We start from the raw sequence: 25245 nt of genomic DNA on the forward strand, positions 1-25245 counted from the left end.
TGAGCGGTACGTCACCGACGGTAGAGGTGCCGGAGTCACAGTGTCCACCCCTTCGGAGATAATTACCCCCACTGCGAGTCGTCCAATAGGCCGCTCACACGGCAGACTTGGGCGCACCCAGCCATGAGAAGGGGCGGTATGCCGACCAGAAGCACACCGACAGAGCGGCAGAAGCGGCTCGGCGCCGAGTTGCGTCGCATGCGTACCGCTGCGGGTGTCACGACGGAGTACGCCGCGGGGCTCCTCGGCATCGACAGGACGCGGCTGTCCAACATGGAGTCGGGCATCCGCCCCGTATCCGCCGACCGCATCCGGACGCTGGCCTGCAACTACGCCTGTGCGGACGGCCGGTACGTCGCCGCGCTCACCGCCATGGCCGAGAACAAGGAGCGCGGCTGGTGGGAGAAGCACCGGGGCACCCTGCCGTCGGGGCTCCTGGACATCGCCGAGCTGGAGTGGCACGCGGCGCGCGTGCGGACCTCACAGGTGCTGCACGTGCCGGGGCTGCTCCAGACCGAGGGCTACGCGCGCGCCGTCTTCGACGCCGTGCTGCCCCCGCTGACGCGACTCGAGGTCGAGCTGCGCGTCGCGCACCGCAGGGAACGGCAGCAGGTCCTCACGCGCCCGGACCCCCTCGCGTACGTGGCGTACGTGCATGAGGTCGCGCTGCGCATGCCGTTCGGCGGGGTCGCGGTGACGCGCGAGCAACTGGGGTACCTCGCCGCCGTGTCGGAGCGCGAGAACGTCGGGGTGCGCGTCATACCGACCAGCGTCGGTGCGTTTCCCGGGGCCGGGCACGCCCTGCTGTACGCGGAGGGGGTCGTGCCGCAGCTCGACACGGTGCAACTGGACTCCGCCCACGGGCCGGAATTCACACATGCCGAGGCACAACTGACGAAGTACCGTGCACATCTCGACTGGTGGGACGGCGCCGCGCTGTCGCCCGCCGGGTCACGCGACCTCATCCGCAAGATCGCCCGTGAACTCTGAGGAGACGCACGCCATGGCCGACATCACCTGGGAAGAGCCCTTCTGCGGTGAAGGGAACAATTGCTTCCGTATAGGCACCGACCCCCAAGGCAACGCCTACATCGCCGTCGCCGGGGCCGAGGACGCGTACCTCACCGACTCCCGCGAAGCGCTGCGCGCCCTCATCCGCGACATCAAGGCCGGCAAGGCCGACCACCTGCTCTGACGGGTCCGCCCGGGGTTCCGTCAGGAGCCCCCAGCCACCGTGCCGCCGTCGACACCCCCGCGCGGGAACGACACCTCCACCCGGCGGTTCTTCTTCCGCCCCTCCTCCGAGCCGTTGTCCGCGATCGGGTAGTCCTCGCTGTAGCCGCGTACGGCGTACGTGACCTCCGGGCCGAGGAAGCCCGCCAGCGCGTCGTGGACGGCTTCGGCGCGGCTCTTGGAGAGCTTTCGGCCGTGCTCGTAGGTGCCGAGGTTGTCCGTGAAGCCGAACACGCGGATGTTCGTGGCCTTCTGCGCCTTCGCCTCCTCCGCGATCGCCTCGATGCGGGCGGCGGCCTCGGGGTTGAGCTTCGCGCTGTCCTTGGGGAAGAGGACCTCCGCCTGGAGCGCGAACTTCACGTCCGTGTTGGTGTCCTCCCGGCGCTCCTCGCCGCCGAGGTCCTCGACGACGGACTTGATGTCGAGGACCTTGGCCGGGGCGAGGGTCGCGCCGTCGGCGAGCTTCAGGCCGGGGCTGTTGGAGTCGACCTCGGGGGGGCGGGAGGTGGTGGTGCCGCCGGGGGGTGTGCTGGGGGCGTCGTCCGCCCGGGCCGGGGCGGGGGCGAGGAGGAGGGCCGCGGTGAGGGTGGCGGTGGTGGCGAACGCGCGGTTGCGAGCGCGGGGCATGTCACTCGCTCCCGGAGAGTTCGATGGGTGCCGGCGGCATCGCCCCGACCTGGAACGTCACCTTGGTGGTCGACTCCGGCGGCGCCGGGAACTGGGCGTACCACTCACTCGTCTGCCCCGGCTTCACACCGCCCGTGAACTTGGTGCAGAGGCAGCGTCCCTCGGTGTCGCGGAGCACGAGATAGCGCTTCTTGCCCTTCTCGTCGACAAGGTTGGCGCCTGCCACGGAGGAGCCGTTCTTGTTCAACTCGCGCTCTTCGCCGCGCCAGTTAGCGGCCGCGAAGAACCGGTTGCCGTTGTTCGTGACCGACCCGGAAACCGTGACGAAGCCACCTTCGTCGCGCACCGCCGACTTCACCGTCAGGGTGATGCTCTCCTCGCCCTTGACCTCGGCCAGCACGTCGTCGGCGGGCTGTTCCTGGCCCTCCTGGCCGTCTTCCTCGTCCTGGCCACCGCCTTGGTCCTGGGTCGAGGAGGCACCGGAGGACGAGTTCTCCTTCTTGGACTTGTCGTCGTCGCCGCCGTCGCCGCCACCGCAACCGGCCACCGTGAGGACCAGCCCAGTAGTGATCGCCACCGCGGTCATTGCCCGGCGGGTCTTCGTGGTGCGCCGAAGCTTCATTTCTACGGCTTCCTTATCTTCCCTCGGAACACTTGTCACTTAGCGAGGTGTACGGAGAACAGGACGGAGGGGTCCGGCAGATCGTCCGGGTCGAAGTCCTCGGGGTCGATCTCGATGGGGTCCTCCTGACCGTCACAGGTGAACTCCACAACGTCACCCGGGTCGATCGGGGCCTCGGCGTCACACCGGGGCTTGATGACGGCGGTGGCCTCGGCCTTCGCGTGCTGCGACTCCGTACCCGGGATGATCGAGTCACCGACGGTGTAGTTGGTGGTCACGCCCACCGCGTAACCCGGGTAGCCGTCGACCTCCGTACTCCCGGCATCGTCGACCGCGGAGTCGTTCTCCGCGGCCAGCGCCTCGGCCGCCTCACGGGCCCCCTCGGCCGTGAACATGTCGCCATCGAGCCAATCGAGCCACTCGTCCCCCTCACCGGTCCCGATCGCCGTACCGAGCCCTTCGGCCAACTCGTCCCGGATCGCCTGCGCCCCCGCCAACGCGGCGGCGTCCGCGGCCGACTGGGCGCCGTTTCGCGCGGAGGCGGCCTGAGCGAACGCGAAGAACGCGAGGGCGGCGAAGAGCAGGATGGCGGTCAGCCAGATGTAGAGAGGGAGCGTCTGCCCCGCGTCAGCGTGGCTCCGGACGCTCCGCAGACGGCGGACACGGCGACTCAGCCACCGATGACGTCGGACACGGCGTCCTGGATGGCACCCGAGATCTGCCCGTCGAGTCCGAGGCCGTCGATGAGGACGAAGATCCCGGCAATCAGGATCATCAACCCCGCGTACTCCACGAATCCCGCCCCGCGGTCCCGCTCCCTGCCCCGGATCCGGCTCATCCGGGAAGCCACGCCCAGCGTCCACGTCACCCACGCCCCCAGCACGCGTTCCTTCAGCACGACGGACGACCTTCCTCTCCCACCCGGTACCCCTTCGGACACCGGTGCCCTTACCGTGACCGACGCCACTGTCGCCAGGGGCAAGGTACGCCACCACACGTGCACCGGCAGAGACTCTGCGCAACCAACGCCCACCCGTACGGGCAAGTTGGCGAGTTCCCTTCCCTCTCAGCAAGGTCACCATGCACCACCGACGGACCGATGAACCGACAGCCGAACGTGCCTTCGGTGACTGTCCCACATCGGTTGCAGCCGCTACCGCGTTTCCCGTACTTCCGAGCCCCGTACCCTTGGCGGGGCACAGCCCCGGGTACGAGGGAACCAGAGCCGCCGAAACGGGAGTTGACGCGGAAGTTGACAGGGGAGGCTGTCGTCCGCCGGGTGCGGGCGGGGCCGGTGCGGTGGTCGTGGAGAGGGGGGCCGCGTGGGGCGGGAGAGCTTTTCTGTGGCGGCAGCCGGGGCGGGGCGCCGGGGCCGGGGCCGTCCGGCGGGCACCCCGTGATCACCTGGCGGCGCGTCACCGAAGCCGACTTCCCCCTGCTGCGGGAGTGGCTTGCCCGGCCGCACGTCGCGCGGTGGTGGCAGCAGGACACCTCCCCGGAGGGGATCGCGCGGGACTTCGGTCCGGCGGCGCGCGGCGAGGAGCCGTTCGAGGACCTGCTGGTGCTCCTAGACGGCACCCCGGTCGCGCTGGTGCAGCGGAGCCGCTTCGCGGACTGCCCGGAGTACGCCGCCGAGCTGGCCGCCCAGGTCGCGCTGCCGGACGGGGCCGTCACCATCGACTACCTGATCGGCGACGCCGCCCTGACCGGGCAGGGCCTCGGCCCCCGGATCGTACGGACCCTCGTGGCGGCCACGTGGACGGACCACCCGGGCGCCACCGCGGTCGTCGTACCGGTCAACGTCGCCAACCGCCCGTCCTGGCGCGCCCTGGAGAAGGCCGGCCTGCGCCGCGTCGGCACCGCCGACCTGGATCCGGACAACCCGGCCGACGAGCGGGCCCACTACGTCTACCGCGCGGACCGGCCGGGCGGGCCCGTCGGCCGGGAGGGAGCCGCGGGCCCCGCCTGAGCCCTCAGTCCCCCAGGATCGAGCCGAAGTCCGAGCCCGAGCCCAGGAACATCCCCGCGGCGATCAGGATCATCGTCGCCGGAAGCATGAACACCAGCGTGACCATCGTGGCCTTGGGGATGGTCTTGGCGGCGCGGCGGCGGGAGTTCTGGGCGTCCGTGCGGCGCATGTCGGTGGCGAGCTGGATGAGGGTCTCCGCGATGGGCGAGCCGAGTTCCTCACCCTGCTGGAGGGCGGAGACGAACTGGGCCACCTGCTCGGAGGAGTTGCGGCGCCGCAGCTCGTCGAAGGCCTGGCGGCGGCTGACGCCCATGTCCATCTGGCGCAGGGTGATGCGCAGCTCGTCCGCCCACGGCCCCTCGTACTTCTCGGCCACGCGGTCCAGCGCCTGGCGGAAGCCGAGCCCGGCCGAGACGACGACGGCGAGGACGTCCAGGAAGTCGGGGAGCGTACGGTCGATGACCTCGCGGCGTTCGCGGACGGCCTGCCAGATGAGGGCGTCGGCGGCCACCGCGCCGAAGACGAGGGTCATCGCCCCGAAGACGGGCTGGCCGTTGGTGAGGAAGACCAGGCCCAGGACCACGCCGAAGGCGCCGTAGACCGCGCGGCGCGCCGCGTAGCGGTCGACGGTCAGGCCGCCGGGGTTGCCGGCCATGTCGATCCTGCGGCGCTTCGCCGCCACCCGCTTGGGGCCCATCATGCGCAGCACCAGCGGCGCGAAGCGCATCCCCAGGCGGTCCACCGCGCCGCCCGCCGCCGAGACGCGCGTCGCCCCGACCTCCAGGGCGACGGCCAGGTCGGGCGGCAGCTTCGCCTCCGCCCGGTACATGCGCAGCCCGAGCAGGCCCCCGGCCACGGCCAGGCCCGTCAGCAGCGCGAGCAGCAGTTCCAGCACCGCGTCCGCCCCTCCCCTCGTAGACCTTCGTAGACCTTCGTAGACCTTCAGACCTCGATCTTGCCCAGCCGTCTGATGACGAAGAACCCCACCGCGTAGAGGCCCAGGGAGATCAGGATCAGGGTCTGGCCCAGGGGCGAGCCCGTCACGCGTTCCAGGGCGCCCTCGTTCGAGGAGTTGATCAGGAGCAGCGAGCCCAGGCCGAGGAGCGGCACCGTGAAGGCCGTGGCGTGGACCTCGGAGAGCATCGTGCGGACCTCGCGCCGGGTCTCCTTGCGGTCCTCCAGGGTCTGGGTGAGGTTGCGCAGGGAGTTCACCACCGAGCCGCCCGCCTTGTTGGAGAGGACCAGCGTCGTCACGAGCACTATCAGCTCCCGGGACGGCAGGCGCTGGGCCAGTTCCTCCAGTGTGTCGTCGATGGAGCGGCCCAGGGCGAGCTGGTGCGCGACGTGGGAGAGCTCCTCGCCCGCGGGCGCCTCCAGCTCCTCGGCGGCCATCGCGAGGGAGGTGCGCAGGGCCAGGCCCGCGGCGGTCGCGTTGGCGAGGATGCGGGCCACGTCGGGGAGCTGGTTGATGAAGGCCTCGATGCGCTTCTGGCGCTGCCAGTTGAGGAAGATGACCGCGCTCCAGACGGCCACGACGCCCGCGATCGGGCCGAAGAACGGGGCCAGGGACGCCGCCGCTGTCAGCCACAGCGCCGCCACCACCGCCATGACGTACGTGAAGAACTCGCCGGGCGTCAGGTCCAGACCCGTGGCCGAGAGGCGCAACTGGAGCTCGCGGCCCAGGCGGGTGCGGCGCAGCCGGCGGTCGACCGCCGTGAAGCGGCGCCGGCGGGCGCCTCCCTCCCCGGCCCCGGACCCGCCCTCGGCGGACAGCCGGTCCACGAGCTCCTGGCGCTGCGCGCGCCCGGACGCGTACGTGTGGACTCCCGCGACGGCCAGGGTGCCGGTGAGGAGCGTGGCGCCCAGGGCGAGCAGCGTGGGGTTGTTCATCGGTGTCCTCGGGTGTCCTCGGGGTCCTCGTGGTCCTCGTGCCTGCTCGGGCCGTGCGGGTGGTGGGGCGCCGCTTCAGGGTCCTGCCGGTGGTGGGGTGCCGCTCCGGGGTCCTGCCGGTGGTGGGGTGCCGCTGCGGAGTCCTGCCGGTGGTCGGGCGCCCCTCCGGGGCCCTGCCGGTGGTCGGGCGCCGCTCCGGGGCCGGTGCGCGTGTCCTCGGGGCCTGGGGTCCTCACCCGATCGCCTCGCGCGTGTCGAGTACGTCGACGGCCTCGGCCACCCCGTACGCGGGCGGCACCGGCTCCCCCGCCACGTACAGCCGCTCGGCGACGGGGCGGGGCAGCGGCAGGTGTTCGAAGTAGCCGTGGACGATCCGGTCGGGGCCGACCGGGTGCGGGACGAAGCGGGTCACGGGCGCGATGCGGAACTGCTGGCGGCCGTGGGAGACGAGCAGGACGATCTCCGCGACCTTGCGGGAGCCGTCGGCGTGGCGGGCCAGCTGGACCACCACGTCCACGGCCGAGTTGATCTGGTCGCGCAGGGCCTCGAAGGGGACCTGGACCTCGGACATGGAGCCCAGGGTCTGGAGCCGGGTCAGCGCGTCCTCCGCGGTGTTCGCGTGCACGGTGGCGAGGGAGCCGTCGTGGCCCGTGGACATGGCCTGGAGCATGTCGAGGGTCTCGCCGCCGCGGACCTCGCCGACGATGATGCGGTCGGGGCGCATGCGCAGCGAGTTCCTGACCAGGTCGCGGATGGTTATCTGGCCCTTGCCCTCGACGTTCGGAGGGCGGGACTCCAGGCGGATGACGTGGTCCTGCTGGAGCTGGAGCTCGGCGGAGTCCTCGATGGTGATGATGCGCTCGTGGGCCGGGAGGAGGCCCGAGAGGGCGTTGAGGAGCGTGGTCTTCCCGGAGCCGGTGCCGCCGCTGACGATGATGTTGAAGCGGGCCCGGACGAACGCCGCGAGCAGCATCAGCATGTGCTCGTCGAGCGAGCCGAGGCCGATCAGCTCCTGGAGCGTGTACGCGCGCGGGAAGCGGCGGATGGTGAGGGTCGCGCCCGTGAGGGCCAGCGGCGGGATGATGACGTTGACGCGCTCGCCGGTGGGCAGCCGCGCGTCGACCATGGGGTTCGACTCGTCGACGCGGCGGTTGACCGTCGAGACGATGCGTTCGATCGTCTGCATCAACTGGTCCTCGGACGCGAAGCGCAGGGGGAGCTGTTCGACGCGGCCCGCCCGCTCCACGAAGATCGATTCGGGGCCGTTGACCATGATCTCCGTGATGGAGGCGTCGGCGAGGAGTGGTTCGAGCACGCCGAGGCCGAGCGCCTCGTCGACGACGCGGCGGATCAGGTGGGCGCGCTCGGCCGCGGAGAGGACCGGGCCCTCGCGGCTGATGATGTGGCCGAGCACCCGCTCCAGGCGGACCCGGCGGTCGGCGGTCGTCAGGGACGACATCTCCGCCAGGTCGATCTCTTCGAGGAGCTTCGCGCGGTACGTCGCCACGAGGCCGTCGTCGCGGCTGGGCGCGGCGGCCTCGACGGGGGACGCGATGCGGGAGCGCAGGCTCATGCGTCAGCCGCCTCCTGTTCCATGGTCGTGGGGGCACTGGGGTTGTCGGGGTCGGCGAGGCCGTCAGGGCCACCGGGGCCACCGGGGCCGCCGGGGCCACCGGGGCCACCGGGGTCGCTGGAGTCGCTGGAGTCGCTGGAGTCGTCGGGATCATCGTTCGGCGTCGTCGGGGTCGTCGTTGGGCATGGTCACGGTCTTCTCGACCTGCCAGTCCGTGCCGACGAAGGGCAGGAGGGTGGGAACCTGGACGGTGACCGTGGCGGTGGTGGTGTCGCCACCGCCTCCGACGGCCACGTCCGCGTCCAGGTCGGCGTCCATCGCAGCGTGGCCCGCCGCCTCGCCGCTGCCGCCCTGGGACGCGACCCGGGCCGCCGCGCGGGCACCGGAGCCCGCCGGGCTCGCGGCGTACCCGACGAGGCCGAGCTGGATGGCGGCGAGGCCGACGAGCAGGAGGATCGGCAGGAAGCCGGCTAACTCCAGGATGGAGACGCCTCGGTCGCCGAAGGCGCGGCGGGGGCGCGCGGGGTGCGGGCGCGCGGGGCGCGGCTGCGTAGGGCGCGGCGGTGCGGCGGGCTCGGAGCCGCTGCCGGGGCGCCCGTTCACCGGGCGCGCGCCCACCGCTCGCCCGGCGCGAGGGGCGGCGCCCGCCCCGGCCCGGGCTTCCGGCTCCGCTCCGGCGGGCAGGCCCGCACAGCGGAGCCGGGCGCGGCGAAGACCCCACGGGTGCCACCCGGGCCGCACGCGGCGAAGGCCACGGCCGGGCCGCACGCGGCGGAGCGCGCACCGGGCGGACCACCGGAACCGGACGCGGCGGTGAACGCGGCGTAAGGCGGCAGCAGAGCGTCGCGGCACGGTCATGGAGCCTCACCACCCTCCATGTCCTCCATCGCCGCCCCCGCCTCCGCGCGCACCGACCAGCCCGTCGTGACGCCGGGGAAGAACACGGGCACCTCGACGTCCACCCGGGCCTTCATCACGTCGCCGTCGGCCGCGCACGCGACCTCGGCGTCCTGCCACGCGCCGGGCAGGTGCTCCTTCGCCGCCGCGTCGCAGGCCCCCGTACCGCCGGACACCGTCGCCACCGCGGCCGCCCGCGCCGCCTCGTCGGCCGCGTTGCCCGCCAGCGAGTACGAGTAGCCGTACAGCGCGCACTGCCAGAGGATGCCGATCACGGCGAGCAGCAGCGGGAACATGCCCGCGAACTCCAGGGTGACCGCGCCCCGGTCCGACTTCGCGGCGCGCCGCAGCCCGCGGCCGCCCTTGCGCCCGGCGCCGGGCTCCGCCTCGACCAGGCCCAGTTCCCCGGCGAGCCCCCACAGGGCCTGCTTGACCGTGGACTTGGCGTCGAGGTCGTGCAGGCGGCCCGCGTCGACGGCGGTGTGCAGCTCCTTGGGCGCGTCCGGCACGGTCGTACGGGCGCCGCGCGTGCCGGTGACGCGGGCGACGAGGGAGGGCTGGATCTCGGTGCCGCGCGTGAGCCGGTTGACGACGGTGACCGTCTCCTCGGCCTTGCGGATCTGGAGCCGGTCCCAGAGGCGGACCATGCGCTTGGCGGCGCGTACGGCCACGACGTCGGGGGTCAGCAGGAGGACGGCCTGGTCGGCCAGTTCCACCACGGCGGCGCTCGCGGTCGTGACGTACGTACCGCAGTCGACGACGACCACGTCGTACCGGCCGCGCAGCGCGTTGACCGTCTGCCGGGCGACGCGCTCGGTGATCTCCTCGGCACGCTCGCCCTCGGCCGGGGCGAGCAGGAGGCCGACGCCGGTCTCGTGGGCGTAGACGGCGTCCTGGACGACGCGCGGGGTGAGGTCGCTGATCGCGGCGAGGTCGGCGACGGAGCGGCGGAACTGCACGTCGAGGTACGAGGCGACGTCGCCGGACTGGAGGTCCAGGTCGAGCAGCGCGGCGCTGCGGCCCGAGGCCTGCGCGGCGAGGGCGAGCTGCACGGCGGTGAGGGTGGTGCCGACGCCGCCCTTCGCGCCGGTCACGGCGACGACCCGGCCCCCGCCGGCGGAGGCCGCGCCGGGGGTGCCGCCGTACAGCTCGACGGCGCCCGAGCCCAGGTGCCGCCGCATGCCCGCCGCCCAGCCCGCGGCGGCCTGGACGCGCTCGGCGAGGGCGTCGTAGGCCGGCGGGTAGGTGACGATGCCGCGGGCGCCGCTGTCCATGGCGGCGGTCAGCAGGGCGGGGCTGGAGTCGGCGGTGACGAGGACGACGCTCACGGCGGGGAAGCGCAGGACGAGGTCGCGGATGAGGTCGAGGGCCGGGACAGGGCCGATGCGCTCGTGCACGAGGACGACCTCGGGCAGCTCGTCGAGGGACTCGGCGGCGAGCTGCGCGAGGGTGTCGAGGAGCGCGGTGGAGTCGGTGACGGGCGCGGCCGGTTCGGCGTCCGGGAGCTGCGCGGCGAGACCGGTCAGGGCCCGGGCGGCGTCCGGGTCGCCGACGGCGGGGAGGATGCGGACGGTCGTCATGGGCGGCCTCCCTGACGCGGTGACGGGCATCGGACCGCACGGACCGCGCGGGGCGGGTGGGGTAGGCGGCGGCGGTCCGGGCGTGGTGGGCGGTGGGGGCCCTGGCCAGGGCCCGACGCGCGGAGACGGCCCGCACGCGGCGAACGGCCGAGGCCTGCGTACGGCGGATGGCCGGGCCCCGCGTACGGCGGACGACGACGGCCCGGACGCGGACGCGGACGCGGTGTCACCGTCAGGCCCGGCGGACGGTGACGACGCGCACCCGGCGGACGGAGGTGGCGCGCACCCTGCGGACGGAGGTGGCGCGCACCCTGCGGACGGAGGCGGCACTCCGCGCAGCACGGGCGGCACTCCGCGCAGCGCGGCCGGAGGCGGCACCCCGCACCCGGCGGACGGCGGCGACGCCCCGCGCGCGGTGACCGGGTGCGGCCGAAGGGACCGTTCATCTGGCGGCTCCCCTACTTGTCCTCGTCGAGGGTGTACGTACGGTCGCCGCGCGGGATGTCCGTGTCGCCGCCCCGGCCCACCAGGGCGAGCCGGACGTGCGAGGCGAACGACTCCGCGTACGCGACGCGCTGGGCGTCCCGCGTGTCGAGGGCGAACGTGATGGGCACGGCCTCGTCGGCGCGGCGGCGGCCGCGGTCGTCGTCGCGGTCGCGGTCGAGGGCGGTCAGCTTGCCGACGTCGATGACCTTGGCCCCCTCCACGATGACCTTCGACTGGTCCTTGCCGCCGTCGTTCTCGGCCTTGAAGGTGGCGTAGATGTTGACGGTCGACCCGGGGGTGATCTTCCCGGCGACGCCGGTGGCAGCATCGATCATGATGGCGATCTCCTGCTGGCCGGGTTCGAGGCGGGGCCGTTCCACGATCATGTCGCTCTGCAGCAGGGAGCCCTTCTGGAGCCGCGTGACGGCAATCTTCCCGCGTATCTCCCTCAGATCGGTGACGGCGTTGTCCGACAGCCACCGCTCGGGCATCTCGACCTTCTTGAACTGGCCGGGCTCCAGCTCCTTGTAGGGCGCAATGTCCGTCTTCAGCTCGTACGCCTCGGTCTCCGGCCCGACCTTCGAGTTCACGTCGCGGATCACCGAGAGGACGCCCGCGAAGGCTCCGATCGCGCACAGGACCGACAGGACCATCAGGATGACACCGCGGCGCTGGCGTGCGTTCATGGGCCGGACTACCTACCTCGTTCGTTCGTACGGCGAGTGCGTGTGGCTACGGCGGTGAGCGGGGCGGCGCGTGAGCCGGTGGGGCCCGGGCGGAAGGGGGCCTAGGTGGCGCCGCGGGGGAGCAGCGCCCGCGCCCCGGAGGTCACCTCGGGGGCGGCGACGACCCGTTCGGACGGCGGGAGCAGCGGCGCGGCGCAGAACGCGCAGCGGTCGCCGATGAGTTCGAGGCCGCACCAGTGGCAGTCCTCCCTCCGTACGGAGGACACGAGCTGGTAGAGCACGGAGATGTCCGGGATGGCCGCGGCGAACTCGACGAGCCTGCCGGTGGCCCACCACCGTGCGGCCTCGCCGGAGAGCCGCGCCTCGGTGACGGCCTGCGCCTGCCAGGCGGGCGCCAGGGTCTCCGTCACCCACCCGGCCTGGAGCTGCCCGGCGGCGTACGTGAGCTGCGTGGCGAACCCGGGCCCGGACGGCACGGCGCCCCCGCCCACCTTCACCAGCTCGGGGGTGGGCGCGGCCAGCACGGCGAACTGGCTGCCCGGCACCCAGGACTTGGCGTGCGACCGCAGGGTCACGGGCACGCGGTCCAGCTTGGCGACGGAGCCGAGGACGGCGCCGGCGTAGATGTAGTGGCTGAGCAGCCGGGCGGCGGAGGCGAGCACGCCCGGACTGAAGTCGCAGATGGACAGCTGCCGCAACTGCAGGGCGAGTACGGAAAGCCCGAGCGGCGGCAGCTCGCTCCGGATCAGCGCGATCCGGTCGCTCTCGAGGACGGCCCGCACGGCGTGCAGCCGGTGCCGTACGGCCTCCGGCAGGGACGCGGGGCACAGCACGATCACGTACCCGTGGTACTCGACGAGCTGGTGCGCCTCGGTGATCGCCTGGTCCAGGGAGTACGACTTGGGCGACTTCACGGCGCTCTGCAGCACGGCGGCGGACGGGGTATGGCGATCGGGCGAAGGCAGCACCAGCTCGGAGCTGGTGACGGCTATCGCGGTCGGCATGCGCGCACCTCCGGCTCCCGAGTCCCACACTCCCGTCGGCACGCCCACGTCCACGTGCGCTCCTCCTGCGGAGCACCATATCCACGCGGAGCCCGGCCTAACACCCAACTTCCCACTGTTCACTCACGGGTTGACGAGATCGCTGCGGCGCCGCGTTGCTCGCGCGCCCTCTGGCCTGAAGAAGCCGTTCTCCTGCACGGCGCCGCCGTGGGTACGAGCTGCGAAGCCGCAGGTGGCCGCAGCGAGGCCTACAACCCTGCACCACACCGCCTGCGGCCCGACCACTCCGCCGGAGGCCCACCAGAGGTGCCTGGCGGTCCCCCATACACTCTCGGGCTGCCCTTGCAGAGAAGGCGGCAGTGAGGTCAATCTGACCGAACAAGGCCAGGAAGATCGACCAGGTACCGATTGTTCCGCAGTTCTCCGTGCGCAGAATGCAGCACCGAAAGGGCAGCATGAAGCGCCCGCGTCGGCATTTCATCGAAGTCACGCAAAGAGACTCGCGATGATTTTTCCGAGAAACTGTAGGTCATCTCCACGGTACCATCGCGTCGCACCGTCGTAATCGCATCCTGGGTCTGCGACGACTCCACAAACGCCGCACCCGATGATGCAGTCTCCCGATGCATCTGCACAATCATCAGGACAAAGTCGATGACGGGCAGGCCAGGCGTTCTGAGATGGATTTCATTCTCCCCGTCATCGAGAGCTACATCGACGTGGAAGCAGCGAAAGGTCAAATCGTCGGCGGTCAGCGCGCGAGCAGATCGACCCGAGAGACCGTCGGGCTTCCAGGAGGGATCGTCAACTCGGGGAGTGAACCTGAATTTCATCATCTTCGCCACCTAGTACATGAATTTTGGCATTACAGTGACGAAGTTACCTACACCGTCAACGACAATCCTCATGCCATTTTGCCCCATCGCCCCAACCTCGACATCCCCGAAGTCTTGACCGATGTAATGCCCACCTCGGGGGTCGGACCGTGTTACTTTCCTCGGCCGGACTTGCCTGCTTGTGGGCGCCCGGGACGCTTCGTCTTCCGCCACGCCGTCTCACGCAAGGTCACCGCGCACACCCCCTTGACATCCGTATTGGTCTGGACCAGCTTGGACGACCAAGCGGTGGCCGCCGTCCCCCTCCCGGCCCTTCGCGGGCCCCTCCCCCACATCCCCCCACCGGAGGCAGAAGTGGACCGCGCACGCACTCAGGTACGCAGAAGGACGAGGACCAGCGCCCTCACGGGGCTCGTGGCCGCGCTCGGGCTCGCGGTCGCGGGGCTCGCCACGGGCGGGGCCGGGACCGCCGACGCGCGAGACGCCGGCGCGGCGGGTTCCCAGGGCAGTGGGGTCGCACAGACGCGGGCCGTGCCCAAGCACGCCGTCACCGGCTACTGGCAGAACTTCAACAACGGCGCGACCGTGCAGCGGCTCAGCCAGGTGCAGAACCAGTACGACATCATCGCCGTGGCCTTCGCGGACGCCACCGGGCAGCCGGGGCAGGTGACGTTCAACCTCGACTCCGCCGGGCTCGGCGGGTACACCGTCGCCCAGTTCAAGGCCGACATCAAGGCCAAGCAGGCGGCCGGGAAGTCGGTGATCATCTCGGTCGGGGGCGAGCGCGGGACCGTCTCCGTGAACAGCCCCACCGCCGCAGCCAATTTCGCGAACTCCGTGTACGCGCTGATGCGCGAGTACGGCTTCGACGGCGTCGACATCGACCTGGAGAACGGGCTCAACGCCACCTACATGACGCAGGCCCTGCGCTCCCTCTCGCAGAAGGCCGGGCCCGGGCTCGTCCTCACCATGGCCCCGCAGACCATCGACATGCAGTCCCCGTCCAACGCGTACTTCAGGACCGCGCTGAACGTGAAGGACATCCTCACCGTCGTCAACATGCAGTACTACAACAGCGGCTCCATGCTCGGCTGCGACGGGAAGGTGTACTCGCAGGGGTCCGTGGACTTCCTGACCGCCCTCGCCTGCGTCCAGCTGGAGAACGGGCTCGCCCCCTCGCAGGTCGGGATCGGTACGCCCGCCTCGCCGCGCGGCGCCGGGTCGGGGTACGTCTCGCCCACCGTCGTGAAGAACGCCCTGGACTGCCTGGCCCGCGGCACCAACTGCGGCTCCTTCAAGCCGTCCAGGACCTACCCGGGCATCCGCGGCGCGATGACCTGGTCGACCAACTGGGACGCCCTGAACGGGAACGCCTGGTCCAACGCCGTGGGGCCGCACGTCCACGCACTGCCGTAGGCCCGTCGGCACGGTCCCGTCCGTCGGTACGGTCCCGTCCGTCGGCCCGGTCCCGCCGCCGGTCGGCCCCGTCCCGTCCGGCGTCCGTCCGAGCAGCGCCGCCGCTCCCCCGGCGGCGCTGCCGCGCCTCACCCTCCGGTCAGAAGAAGCTGCTCCAGTCCTGGTCCGTGATCTGCTTGACGCACAGCACCAGGAACAGCACGCCCGCGATCACCAGCATGCCGTTGCTGATCCAGCCGTTGCGCCACTGCGCGGGCGTACGGGAGGAGTTCAGCAGCCAGATCAGGGTCAGCGCGAGGAACGGCATGAAGGCCGCGCCGAGTACGCCGTAGATGATGATCAGGCGGAACGGCTGGCCCTCGAAGAGCAGGATCATCGGGGGGAAGGTCAGCCAGAGGAGGTAGGCGCGGAAGGGCAGCGAGCGCTCGCGGGCGCCGGAGGCCACCTCCTCGCCGGACCGGCCCGCCGCGCCCTCGCCCGCCGCGCCGGCCGCGGGCGTGGACGGCCCGTCCGCCACGGGCGTCGGTGCCCGGTCCGCCGCGGGCACGGCCCGGCCCTCGGCCGCACGAGGGCCGTCCCCGGTGGCCGGGGCCGCGCCGTCGCCCCGTACAGCGGGCTTGCGGTAGTGCTCGACGAAGTCCGCGAACATCAGGCTCACGCCGTGCCACACCCCGATCAGCGACGTGAAGGACGTCGCGAAGAACCCGATCAGGAACAGCTTGGCCGTCGCCGTGCCGTACTCCTTCTCCAGGATGTCGCCGAGCTGGACCAGCCCCTTGTCGCCGCTGGCGATGGCGACGTTCGCGGAGTGCAGCATCTCCGCGCCGACGAAGAGCATCGCCACGACGAAGACGCCGGTGGTGACGTACGCGACGCGGTTGTCCAGGCGCATCACCTTCATCCAGCCCGGGTGCGTCCAGCCCTTGGCGTTGACCCAGTAGCCGTACGCGGCCAGCGTGATCGTGCCGCCGACGCCGCCGATGAGGCCGAGGGTGTTGAGGACCGAGTCCTTCTCGTCGGGCAGGACGGGGAGCAGGCCCGCGAAGGCGTCGGGGAGGTTCGGGGTGACGCGGATCGCCAGGTACACGGTGACCACGAACATGACGCCGACCAGGACCGTCATGACCTTCTCGAACACCGCGTACTTGTTGAACCAGACGAAGACGAGGCCCACGACGCCGGTGCACATCGCCCACCACTTCAGCCCCATCACATCGGGGAACAGGGCCTGGAGCGGCAGCCCCGACGACGACATCGCTGCGGCGCCGTACGCGAAGCCCCACACCACGACGTAGACGACGAAGAACCACGTCGTCCAGCGGCCGAGGCTCGCCCAGCCGTCGAAGAGCGTGCGCCCGGTCGACAGGTGCCAGCGGCCCGCCGCCTCGGCGAGGGAGATCTTGACGACGCAGCCGATGACGGCGGCCCACAGGAGCGTGTAACCGAAGTTGCTGCCCGCGATCAGCGTGGCGACCAGGTCACCGGCGCCGACGCCGGTCGCGGCGACGACGATGCCGGGACCGATGTACTTCCAACTGGACTTCCGGGGCACGGAGGCGACGTCCCCGGCTGTGCTGGGTCCACCCTTGGTTTCGGCCATGCGATCAAGAAAGCGTATGGGTGGGTGGCGCACAAGGGGTCGTGCGCGGGGTGCGTGCGGGGCGCGCGGGTGGCGCGGGGCGCCGGTGCAGGTCGGGAGCGGGTCCGTAGCGGATCGGGGGGCGGGACGGGAGGCGGGTCGGGGGGTGGGGTGGAGTGCGGGAGTCGACTCAAAGCTGTATTGACCAGAACATGCCATCCCCTGACCATGGGCTAGCTCACCGGCACACCGACCGGTTCACCGCACCACATGCGTCGCAGTGCACCACCCCCCCACCCCCACAGGAGCATTCATGCGACTTCGCATACGCGGAAAGAGATCAGCGGCCATCGCCGCCGTGCTCGCCCTCGCGGTCGCCGCGCCCATCAGCGCCGACGCGACCGACTCCGCCTCCCCGTCGGCCAGGAAGGCCGCGGCCGCCACCGCGGCCGACGAGGACGTCCGGCAGTACTCCATCCCCGGGCCGTCGACGCCCGCCGCGCGGACGGCGATCGCGGCGACCGGCGTGTCCGTCGACGAGGCCGGCGAGCACGCCGTCGTCGTCACCGCGGACGCCGCCCAGGCCGCGCGGCTGCGGGCGCTCGGGTACACGCTCAAGGCGCTGCCCAAGCCACCGGCGCGCACGGACGGCGAGCGCGCCCGCGTACGGGACTTCCCGCCCGCCGACTCGCGCTACCACAACTACGCGGAGATGAACGCGGAGATCAACCAGCGCCTCCAGCAGTACCCGAACCTCATGAGCAGGCGTGTGATCGGCAAGTCGTACCAGGGCCGGGACATCGTCGCCATCAAGATCAGCGACAACGTCGGCACGGACGAGAACGAGCCCGAGGTCCTCTTCACCCACCACCAGCACGCGCGTGAGCACCTCACCGTGGAGATGGCCCTCTACCTGCTGCGCGAGCTGGGCGCCGGCTACGGCAGCGACGCGCGCGTCACCAAGATGGTCAACGAGCGCGAGATCTGGATCGTGCCGGACCTCAACCCGGACGGCGGCGAGTACGACATCGCCTCCGGCTCCTACCGGAGCTGGCGCAAGAACCGCCAGCCGAACTCCGGTTCCACGGCCGTCGGTACGGACATGAACCGCAACTGGAACTACCGGTGGGGCTGCTGCGGCGGCTCCTCCTCCAGCCCCGGTTCGGAGACCTACCGCGGGCCGCGCGCCGAGTCCGCGCCCGAGGTGAAGGTCGTGGCCGACTTCGTGCGCAGCCGGGTCGTCGGCGGCAAGCAGCAGATCAAGGCGGGCATCGACTTCCACACGTACAGCGAGCTGGTCCTGTGGCCGTACGGCTACACGTACGCCGACACGGCCCCCGGCCTGACCCAGGACGACCGCGACGCCTTCGCCACCGTGGGCCGCAAGATGGCCGCGAGCAACGGCTACACGCCCGAGCAGTCCAGCGACCTCTACATCACGGACGGCTCGATCGACGACTGGCTGTGGGGTGACCAGAAGATCTTCGGCTACACCTTCGAGATGTACCCGTCCTCCGCGGGCGGCGGCGGCTTCTACCCGCCCGACGAGGTCATCGAGCGCGAGACGTCCCGCAACCGGGACGCTGTGCTCCAGCTCCTGGAGAACGCGGACTGCATGTACCGGTCGATCGGGAAGGAGCAGCAGTACTGCGCCGGCGGCGGCCGCTGACGGCCCCCACACCGGGCTGACGCCCGACCGACCCGCACCTGACGGCGACCACCCAGCCCGCGACGCCCCAGCACGGCGAGGCCGTTCCCCCACGGAACCCCTCGCCGTGCTCTGCCGCGTCTCATTCCTCCCTCGGCCGCCCGAGTCGCGGCGCCCCGCCGGGCAGCGCCGTGCCGCCGTCACACCGGTACACGTCCCGCCGCGTACCGGCACCGGGCGTGTGCGTGATCACTCGCAGGAAGGGTTTTGCGGGGGTCGCGCATATCCGGGCAGGGGGTGCGCAGTCTCTTCGCGGATGATCCGACGAGCGGATTTCCCGCTCACCGGACAGAGAGGAAGCCCTCTGTGAACGCGATGGATGCGATTACCTCGAAGTTCGATCTGCCCTATGTGTCCGAGGTGATCGAGTTCGCTGACCTGGCAGATCTCGGCCGGCTGCTGCCGGGGACCGCCCGGCAGCGTGCCGCGCTGGCCGCCGCGGGTGTGCTGACCGGCGCCTTGCTGTTCCTGGCGGCGGGTGCCGCCAGGAAGGCCGCCGGGCCCCGGTGCCGCTGCGGCAGCGCCCACGCCCCCGTGCCTCACGTGCTGCACCGGCTGCGCGACCGCCGGGCGCGGTTGCGCGGATGTCCCGTACGGACCGTGGGGACAGGGTGCTGACACGGCGGCGGGCGGCAGGAGGCTGCCGGTAGGCCGTCGCGGGCCGTCGTAGGCCGACGGTGGATCCCAGGTGGATCGCCGGCAGGCCTTCGGGGGTCGTGCGCGGACGGGGGCGCGGGCGGTGTGCCCGGCGCCCCCGTCCGCGTACCGGAGGGCGGAGCGGGGCGGGTCAGACGAAGAGGCTCACCACCGCGGCCACCGCGAAGCCCGCCAGGGACAGGACCGACTCCAGGACCGTCCAGGTCTTCAGGGTGTCGCGCTCGGAGATGCCGAAGTACTTCGCCACGATCCAGAAGCCGCCGTCGTTGACGTGCGAGGCGAAGATCGAGCCCGCCGAGATGGCCATGATGACCAGGGCCGTGAAGGCGTGGGAGTAGTCGCCCTCGGCGAGCAGCGGGGCGACGATGCCCGCGGTGGTGACGATGGCGACGGTCGCCGAGCCCTGGGCCACGCGCAGCACCAGGGAGATGAGGTAGGCGAGGACGATGACGGGCAGGCCGACGTCGTTGAAGGTGTCGGCGAGGGCGCCGGCGACGCCGCTGCCCTTGAGGACGGCGCCGAAGACACCGCCCGCGCCGACGACGAGGAGGATGTTGCCGACGGGCTTGAGGGACGCCGTCGACACCGTCTCCAGGGACTTGCGGGACCAGCCGCGGCGGATGCCGAGCAGGTAGTACGCCATCAGCAGCGCGATCGTCAGGGCGACGAAGGGGTGGCCGAAGAACTCGATGACGGAGCGGGCCGTGGAGGGGTCGAAGGCGATGGAGGAGAAGGTCGCGAGGAGGATCAGCAGGAGCGGGGTGCCGATGATGAGGAACACCGTGCCGAGCGCGACCGGCTGCTCCGTCGGCGTCAGGCCCTGCGCCCGCTGCTCCGCGGCGACGGCCGCCTTGGCCTCCTCGGAGGCCTCCAGCATGTCCTGCGGTACGGGGACGAAGATGCGCTTGCCGACCCAGGCGGAGAACACCCAGGCCGCGAGGACCGCCGGGACGCCGCAGACGACGCCCATGAGGATGACCCAGCCGAGGTCCACCTTGAGCAGGCCCGCCGCGGCGACGGGGCCGGGGTGCGGGGGCAGGAAGGCGTGCGTCATGGACAGGCCCGCGAGCAGCGGCAGGCAGTACAGGAGGATCGACTTGCCGCTGCGCTTGGCGGCGGCGTAGACGATGGGCGCGAGCACGAAGATGCCCACGTCGAAGAAGACGGGGATGCCGAAGATCAGGCCGGTGAGACCCATGGCCACGGGGGCGCGCTTCTCGCCGAAGAGGGCCAGGAGCCGGGTGGAGAGGACTTCGGCGCCGCCGGAGACCTCCAGGATCGCGCCGAGCATCGTGCCGAGGCCGATGATGATCGCCACGTGGCCGAGGATGCCGCCCATGCCGGACTCGATGAGCGAGACGGCGTCCGACTTCTGGACGGTGCCGAACAGCTCGGTGACCGACAGGCCCGCGGCGAGGCCGACGGCTATGGAGACGGCGAGCAGGGCCACGAACGGCTGGAGCCTGACCTTGATGATCAGGAAGAGCAGCAGCAGGATGCCGAGGGCCGCGACGGTCAGCAGCCCCGCCGTGCCGTCGACGAGGGCCAACAGGCCACCGGTGTGCGGGGTTTGTGGCGCGTCGGCGGCCAGTGCGGTGAGGGCGCCGGAGGGGCCCTGGGGGACGAACGGGGACATCTTTGACCTCGTACTCGTGACTGCGCTAAGTGCATGGGGCTTTCGGGCAGGGGGGATCGCGGCGGGGCGCCCCGGGGGTGGCGGGCGCCGCGCCGTGACGACGGGTGTGCGGCGGGGAGTGGTGCGGGGGCGGGGGGGGCGGGGGGGGGGGGGGGGCCGCGGCCCCCGGGGGCCCGGGGGGGGGGGGGGGGGGCGGCCCGGGCCGGGCGGGCGCGGGCGGGGGGTGGGGCCCGCGGCCCGCGGCGCCAGGTGGTTCAGCGGCGGCTCAGCCGAGGACGGCGAGCGCGTCGATCTCGATGAGCAGGCCCTTGGGCAGGCCGACGTAGACCGTGGTGCGGGCGGCGGCGGGGGCCGTGAGGCCCTGCTCCTCGAAGTACTGGTTGTAGATCTCGTTCATCTCCGCGAAGTGGTCGACATCCGTGAGGTAGACGCGCATCATCATCACGTCGTCCCAGGTGGCGCCGCCTTCTTCGAGGACGGCCTTGACGTTGGCGAACGTCTGCAGGGTCTGCTCGCGCAGGGTGGGCCCGGCCGGGGTCGGGGCCTTGCCCTCCTCGGCGGGCAGGAAGCCGACCTGGCCGGCGACCTGGAGGATGTTGCCCTTGCGCACGCCGTGCGAGAACTTCGCGGGCGGCGTGGTGTGGGTGGGGGGCGTGATCGCGGTCTTCTCCGCGCCGGTGGTGCTCTGCGTGCCAGCGGGGGTCTGGGGGTTCTCGCTCATGAACTTGCTTCCTTGATAGGGGCCTTGCCGGAGTACTCCCGGCTGATCGCCTCCGCCGTGCGGCGCACCAGCGGGAGGAGGGTGAGGAGTTCCTCGGCGGTGACGACGACGTTCGGCGCGGACACCGACATGGCGGCGACGACGCGGCCGTCCGCGCCCCGGATGGGCGCGCCGACGCAGTTGATGGACTCCTCGTGGCCACCGAGGTCGGTGGCCCAGCCCTGTTCGCGCACCAGCGCGAGCTCCTTGAGGAAGGCAGCCGCGTTGGGCGTCGAACGGGACGTGTACGTGGGGTAGTCGAGCTTCTCGGCGAGGGCGCGGCGCTCGGCCTCGGGGAAGTCGGCCAGGAGCAGCTTCGCGACGGCGGCGACCGTGATGGCCACGGGCTTGCCGATGCGCGAGTACATGCGGACCGGGTAGCGGCTCTCGACCTTGTCGATGTAGACGACCTCGCCCTCCTCGTACACGGCGAGGTGGACCGTGTGGCCGCACTTCTCGTTCAGCGCGAGGAGGTGGGGGTGGGCGATCTCGCGGACGTCGAGGTGCTCGACGGCCTCCTGGGCGAGCGCGAAGAGCCGGGCGCCGAGGCGGTAGCGCTGGTCGGACTGGCGGAAGACCAGGCCGTGTTCGTGCAGGGTGCGCAGCAGGCGCAGGGCGGTGGACTTGTGCACTCCGAGGCGGTCGGCGACCTGGCCCAGGTCGGCGGGGCCCTCGGCGAGCAGCGGCAGGATCGACAGGGCTCGGTCGACGGTCTGGCTCATGGCGTACGTACCTCCTCGGCGGCCCCCGGGCGGCGCGGGTCGGCCGTCCAGCCGGGGCCAAGGCGCAGTGTCTCCCAGGCGGCGGGGTCCAGGGCGGCGAGCGCGTCGGCGTGCGCCATGGACAGGGGCGCCGCGAAGCGGCTCGTTGAGGGGTGGTGGTCGGGAGACGGGCGGGCAGGGGGCATGGCGAGGTCGCCCGGCACGGTGAGGGCGGCGGCGGCCATCAGGTGCCCGTGGCGCAGCCGCCGCTCGGCGGACAGGCCGCGCAGGGTGGCGGAGAGGTAGCCGGCGGCGAAGGCGTCCCCGGCGCCGACGGGCGCGACCACGTCCACGCGCAGGGCCGGGACGAAGGTGGCGGTGTCGCGTCCGGTGCCCGGGTCGGCGGCGAAGACGGTGGCGCCCTCGGCGCCCTGCTTGACGACGAGTTGGGCGGGCTCGGGCAGCGCGGCGCGGATGGCGGCGGGTCCGCCGGTGATCCCCCAGGCGGCCGCGGCCTCGTCGGCGCCGACGAAAACCAGGTCGGCGCCGCGCGCCAGGTCGAGGAGCACGCGGGGGCTCTCGCCGCCGCTCGGCCACAGGCCGGGCCGGTGGTTGACGTCGAAGGAGACGAGGGAGCGGCGGCCGGGCGCGCGGCGGCACAGCGCGCGGACGAGGGCGAGGCAGTCGGCGGAGAGGGCCGCGGTGATGCCCGACAGGTGGAGCACGCGGCCGCACCACAGCGCCTCGGGCGCCACGGTGTCCGGCGCCATGGCCGAGGCGGCCGATCCCGCGCGGTAGTAGACGACTTCGTGGGCGTCGGTGTCGCGGTCGTCGGCGGTGCGGAAGTAGATGCCGGTGGGCCGGCGCGGGTCGCGCCCCACGGCGGAGGTGTCGACCCCGTACGCCCCGATCGCCTCGACGAGGTGGTCGCCGAACCCGTCGGCGCCGACGCGGCTGACCCACCGGGTGCGGTGGCCGAGGGCGGCCAGTGCGCACACGACGTTGGACTCGGCGCCCCCGATCCCCCGCTCGAAGGCGGGCACGTCGGCGAGGCGCCCGGGGCGGGTGGGCAGGAAGGTGACCATGGACTCGCCGAGCGCGACCACGTCGACCGCGTCGGCCGCGTCGCCCGCGTCGATCGGGGTGGCGTCGGGGGCGGGGCTGCCGCCGGGGGCGGAGGTGGGGCTGGGGGCCTCGGGGGCGCCGGTGGCATCGGGGGCCTTGGTGGCGCCGGGGGCTGAAGCGGAGCCGGGTGCGACGGGACCGCCAGGGGCGGAGGCGGAGCCGGGGGCCTCGGTGGCACTGGGGGCTGAGGAGGAGCCGGGCGCGGCGGGACCGCCAAGGCCGGAGGCCGGGTCCGGCGCGGCAGCGGCGCCGGGGGCAACGGACCCACCAGGGCCGCGTCCGGCCGCACCCTCGCCGCCCTCGCCCGCACCCCCGCCCACCAAGGCCTCAGCCACGCCCCCACCGGGCACCGCCCCGCCCGCGCCACCGCCCGCGGCGGCCCCGGTCGTGGCAGCCCCGGCCGTGTTGGCTCCGGCCGTGTCGGCCCCGGTCGTGTCGCCGGTCGCGTCTCCGCCTGCTCCGGTCACGTCTGGTGTCAGCCCTTCGCTCGTCGTCGCCGGTCGTCGCCGGTCCCGCCGGACCTCGGGGCCCGGAGGCCCGAAGGCCCGAAGGCCCTGAATCCCGGAGCCCCGAAGGCCCGAGGGCTCGGAGCCCCGGACGCCCGGAGGCCTGGAGGCCTGGAAGCCCAGGGGGTCGAAGGCCCGGAAGCCCCGGGGCCCAGGGGCCCGTAGCCGTTGACCGTGCGTTGGCTCGGATGTTAGACAGCAGTAAGCGACATACGCAATGAACGTTGCAGTATATGCAACGCACCTCGTGAGGAGGCGCCCATGGCCGCCGAGACGCCCGCCAAGACGTCCAGGGAGGCTGCCGCGGAGACATCCGCGGGCACGTCCGCCGCACGCGCCGCGAGCGCCCTCGCCCGCCTGGCCGAGGAACGGGTCGACCACCGTTTCAAGGGGCTGCCGCCCGACGCCGCGGGCCTCACGGTCGGCGAGCTCGCCGCCCAGCGCCGCAACCTCTTCACGGACGGCTTCACCACCCCCGTCCTCGCCCTCTCCGCCGAGCGCCTGGAGCACAACCTCGCGCTCATGGAGGCGTACGCGGCCCGCCACGGCCTCGCCTTCGCGCCGCACGGCAAGACGTCCATGGCGCCCCGGCTGTTCCACCGCCAGATCGAGCACGGCGCCTGGGGCATCACGCTGGCCGTGCCCCACCAGGTGCGGGTGGCGCGGGAGTTCGGCATCCGGCGGATCTTCCTCGCCAACGAGCTGGTCGACGCGGCGGCCCTGCGCTGGCTCGCCGGGGAACTCGACCAGGACCCCGAGTTCCGCTTCATCTGCTACGTCGACTCCGTGCGCGGCGTGGAGCTGATGGACGCCGCGCTGCGCGGTGCCGGGGCCCGCCGCCCCGTCGACGTGGTCGTGGAGCTGGCCGCCGGTGAGGGCGCGCGCACCGGCGCCCGCACGGAGGCCGACTGCGCGGCCGTCGCCGACGCCGTCGCGGCCGCCGCGACGCTGCGGCTCGTGGGGGTCGCCGGGTACGAGGGCGAGGTGCCGGACGCCACGCCCGAGCGCGTGGGCGCCTGGCTGCGGCGGCTCACCGCGCTCGCCGCCGACTTCGACGCGGCCGGGCGCTTCCCGGCGAAGGGGCCGGACGGGCTCGACGAGATCGTCGTGAGCGCGGGCGGTTCCGCCTGGTTCGACGCGGTGGCCGACGCGTTCGCCGCCCTGCCCCCGCTCTCGCTGCCCGCCCTGAAGCTGCTGCGCTCCGGGGCGTACGTCTCGCACGACGACGGCCACTACCGGCACCTCACGCCGTTCAACCGGGTGCCCGAGGAGGGTGCCCTCCACCCCGCGTTCCGGCTGTGGGCGCAGGTCGTCTCCCGGCCGTCGCCCGAGCAGGCCTTCATCAACGCGGGCAAGCGGGACGCGGCGTACGACCTCGACCTGCCCGAGGCGCAGGCCGTGCGGCGGGACGGGGTGGAGCGGGTGGCGGCCGGGGTGGAGGTGCACGCGCTGTCCGACCAGCACGGGTGGCTCCGGACGGCGTCCGGCGCGGACCTCCAGGTGGGGGACTGGGTGGGGCTCGGGCTCTCCCATCCCTGTACGGCCTTCGACAAGTGGCAGCTCATTCCTCTGGTCGAGGCGGACGGCACGGTCACGGACTACATCCGCACGTACTTCTGACCCCTCGCGGCGCGCCCCAGACCCGCCCCTTTCCCGAAACCAAGGGCTGCCGCCCCTGGACCCCGCTCGATCGGCCTTCGGCCTCGTCCTCAATCGCCGGACGGGCTGGTTCTAGCCCGTCCGGCGATTGAGGA

General features: G+C 72.5%; 24 protein-coding genes and 1 pseudogene. 7 read left to right on the forward strand and 18 right to left on the reverse strand.

Features of this window, described 5'->3' with window-relative positions:
* Window positions 1-138: 138 nt before the first annotated feature.
* Together QK440_RS22105 and QK440_RS22110 are read left to right on the forward strand one after the other, a co-directional pair.
* Entirely contained in the window at window positions 139-990 is an 852-nt protein-coding gene (locus QK440_RS22105) for a helix-turn-helix transcriptional regulator (protein WP_282794901.1), read from the forward strand.
* 13 nt (window positions 991-1003) lie between these two features.
* Window positions 1004-1195 (forward strand): hypothetical protein, encoded by a 192-nt coding sequence (locus QK440_RS22110; protein WP_190137247.1) that lies wholly within the window; start codon window positions 1004-1006, stop codon window positions 1193-1195.
* Window positions 1196-1215: 20 nt separating this feature from the next.
* Here the strand turns inward: QK440_RS22110 and QK440_RS22115 are convergent, their stop codons facing one another.
* From QK440_RS22115 to QK440_RS22130, 5 genes and pseudogenes are all read right to left on the reverse strand, one after another.
* Window positions 1216-1860, reverse strand: a complete 645-nt coding sequence (locus QK440_RS22115) for an OmpA family protein (protein ID WP_282794902.1) — start codon at window positions 1858-1860, stop codon at window positions 1216-1218.
* A 1-nt stretch (window position 1861) separates the two neighbouring features.
* A complete protein-coding gene (locus QK440_RS22120) occupies window positions 1862-2482 on the reverse strand; it encodes a hypothetical protein (RefSeq protein WP_282794903.1) in 621 nt (206 codons plus the stop codon).
* Window positions 2483-2517: 35 nt separating this feature from the next.
* The gene (locus QK440_RS41425) at window positions 2518-2877 is read right to left on the reverse strand and encodes a hypothetical protein (protein WP_349239308.1); all 360 of its coding nucleotides are present in this window, start codon (window positions 2875-2877) and stop codon (window positions 2518-2520) included.
* Between the two features lie 96 nt (window positions 2878-2973).
* Window positions 2974-3156, reverse strand: a pseudogene (locus QK440_RS41430) (pilus assembly protein TadG-related protein); the annotation flags it as partial.
* Window positions 3153-3380: a hypothetical protein gene (locus QK440_RS22130; RefSeq protein WP_282794925.1), complete on the reverse strand. Its 228-nt coding sequence runs from the start codon at window positions 3378-3380 to the stop codon at window positions 3153-3155. The pseudogene QK440_RS41430 and the gene QK440_RS22130, both read right to left, overlap by 4 nt.
* 498 nt (window positions 3381-3878) lie before the next feature.
* Here QK440_RS22130 and QK440_RS22135 point away from each other — a divergent pair, with 498 nt between their 5' ends.
* On the forward strand, window positions 3879-4451 hold the full coding sequence (locus QK440_RS22135; RefSeq protein WP_282794904.1) for a GNAT family N-acetyltransferase: 573 nt from the start codon (window positions 3879-3881) through the stop codon (window positions 4449-4451).
* Between the two features lie 4 nt (window positions 4452-4455).
* Here the strand turns inward: QK440_RS22135 and QK440_RS22140 are convergent, their stop codons facing one another.
* The 8 genes from QK440_RS22140 to QK440_RS22175 form a co-directional block, all read right to left on the reverse strand.
* The gene (locus QK440_RS22140) at window positions 4456-5346 is read right to left on the reverse strand and encodes a DUF5936 domain-containing protein (RefSeq protein WP_282794905.1); all 891 of its coding nucleotides are present in this window, start codon (window positions 5344-5346) and stop codon (window positions 4456-4458) included.
* A gap of 47 nt (window positions 5347-5393) precedes the next feature.
* On the reverse strand, window positions 5394-6341 hold the full coding sequence (locus QK440_RS22145) for a type II secretion system F family protein (RefSeq protein WP_282794906.1): 948 nt from the start codon (window positions 6339-6341) through the stop codon (window positions 5394-5396).
* Between the two features lie 232 nt (window positions 6342-6573).
* Window positions 6574-7914: a CpaF family protein gene (locus QK440_RS22150; RefSeq protein WP_282794907.1), complete on the reverse strand. Its 1341-nt coding sequence runs from the start codon at window positions 7912-7914 to the stop codon at window positions 6574-6576.
* 150 nt (window positions 7915-8064) lie between these two features.
* Window positions 8065-8397, reverse strand: coding sequence for a TadE/TadG family type IV pilus assembly protein (locus QK440_RS22155; protein WP_282794923.1), 333 nt, complete (start codon window positions 8395-8397; stop codon window positions 8065-8067).
* A 371-nt stretch (window positions 8398-8768) separates the two neighbouring features.
* Window positions 8769-10391, reverse strand: a complete 1623-nt coding sequence (locus tag QK440_RS22160) for a P-loop NTPase (RefSeq protein ID WP_282794908.1) — start codon at window positions 10389-10391, stop codon at window positions 8769-8771.
* Window positions 10392-10849: 458 nt separating this feature from the next.
* Window positions 10850-11563 (reverse strand): Flp pilus assembly protein CpaB, encoded by a 714-nt coding sequence (cpaB, locus tag QK440_RS22165; RefSeq protein ID WP_282794909.1) that lies wholly within the window; start codon window positions 11561-11563, stop codon window positions 10850-10852.
* A 101-nt stretch (window positions 11564-11664) separates the two neighbouring features.
* Window positions 11665-12567: a hypothetical protein gene (locus QK440_RS22170; RefSeq protein ID WP_282794910.1), complete on the reverse strand. Its 903-nt coding sequence runs from the start codon at window positions 12565-12567 to the stop codon at window positions 11665-11667.
* A 365-nt stretch (window positions 12568-12932) separates the two neighbouring features.
* Window positions 12933-13412, reverse strand: coding sequence for a hypothetical protein (locus QK440_RS22175; protein WP_282794911.1), 480 nt, complete (start codon window positions 13410-13412; stop codon window positions 12933-12935).
* Between the two features lie 345 nt (window positions 13413-13757).
* Here QK440_RS22175 and QK440_RS22180 point away from each other — a divergent pair, with 345 nt between their 5' ends.
* Entirely contained in the window at window positions 13758-14819 is a 1062-nt protein-coding gene (locus QK440_RS22180; protein ID WP_349239306.1) for a chitinase, read from the forward strand.
* Window positions 14820-14958: 139 nt separating this feature from the next.
* Here the strand turns inward: QK440_RS22180 and QK440_RS22185 are convergent, their stop codons facing one another.
* Complete coding sequence (locus tag QK440_RS22185) at window positions 14959-16419, reverse strand: Nramp family divalent metal transporter (RefSeq protein ID WP_282794912.1); 1461 nt, start codon at window positions 16417-16419, stop codon at window positions 14959-14961.
* A 292-nt stretch (window positions 16420-16711) separates the two neighbouring features.
* Here QK440_RS22185 and QK440_RS22190 point away from each other — a divergent pair, with 292 nt between their 5' ends.
* Complete coding sequence (locus QK440_RS22190) at window positions 16712-18067, forward strand: M14 family metallopeptidase (protein ID WP_282794913.1); 1356 nt, start codon at window positions 16712-16714, stop codon at window positions 18065-18067.
* A gap of 345 nt (window positions 18068-18412) precedes the next feature.
* Entirely contained in the window at window positions 18413-18724 is a 312-nt protein-coding gene (locus tag QK440_RS22195) for a hypothetical protein (RefSeq protein WP_282794914.1), read from the forward strand.
* A 169-nt stretch (window positions 18725-18893) separates the two neighbouring features.
* Here QK440_RS22195 and QK440_RS22200 read toward each other — a convergent pair whose 3' ends face one another.
* The 4 genes from QK440_RS22200 to QK440_RS22215 all read right to left on the reverse strand — a co-directional run bounded on the left by QK440_RS22200 (window position 18894) and on the right by QK440_RS22215 (window position 22999).
* A complete protein-coding gene (locus QK440_RS22200) occupies window positions 18894-20399 on the reverse strand; it encodes a gluconate:H+ symporter (RefSeq protein WP_282794915.1) in 1506 nt (501 codons plus the stop codon).
* Between the two features lie 265 nt (window positions 20400-20664).
* Window positions 20665-21120, reverse strand: coding sequence for a RidA family protein (locus QK440_RS22205; protein ID WP_282794916.1), 456 nt, complete (start codon window positions 21118-21120; stop codon window positions 20665-20667).
* Window positions 21117-21881 (reverse strand): IclR family transcriptional regulator, encoded by a 765-nt coding sequence (locus tag QK440_RS22210; RefSeq protein WP_190138006.1) that lies wholly within the window; start codon window positions 21879-21881, stop codon window positions 21117-21119. The genes QK440_RS22205 and QK440_RS22210 overlap by 4 nt, the downstream gene beginning before the upstream one ends.
* Complete coding sequence (locus tag QK440_RS22215; RefSeq protein ID WP_282794924.1) at window positions 21878-22999, reverse strand: sugar kinase; 1122 nt, start codon at window positions 22997-22999, stop codon at window positions 21878-21880. The genes QK440_RS22210 and QK440_RS22215 overlap by 4 nt, the downstream gene beginning before the upstream one ends.
* A 753-nt stretch (window positions 23000-23752) precedes the next feature.
* On the opposite strand from QK440_RS22215, the gene QK440_RS22220 reads away from it, so the two are divergent.
* A complete protein-coding gene (locus QK440_RS22220) occupies window positions 23753-25111 on the forward strand; it encodes an alanine racemase (RefSeq protein WP_282794917.1) in 1359 nt (452 codons plus the stop codon).
* Window positions 25112-25245: the final 134 nt, after the last annotated feature.

The sequence above is a fragment of the Streptomyces sp. CC224B genome (assembly GCF_030010595.1).
Classification (GTDB): Bacteria; Actinomycetota; Actinomycetes; order Streptomycetales; family Streptomycetaceae; genus Streptomyces; species Streptomyces longispororuber.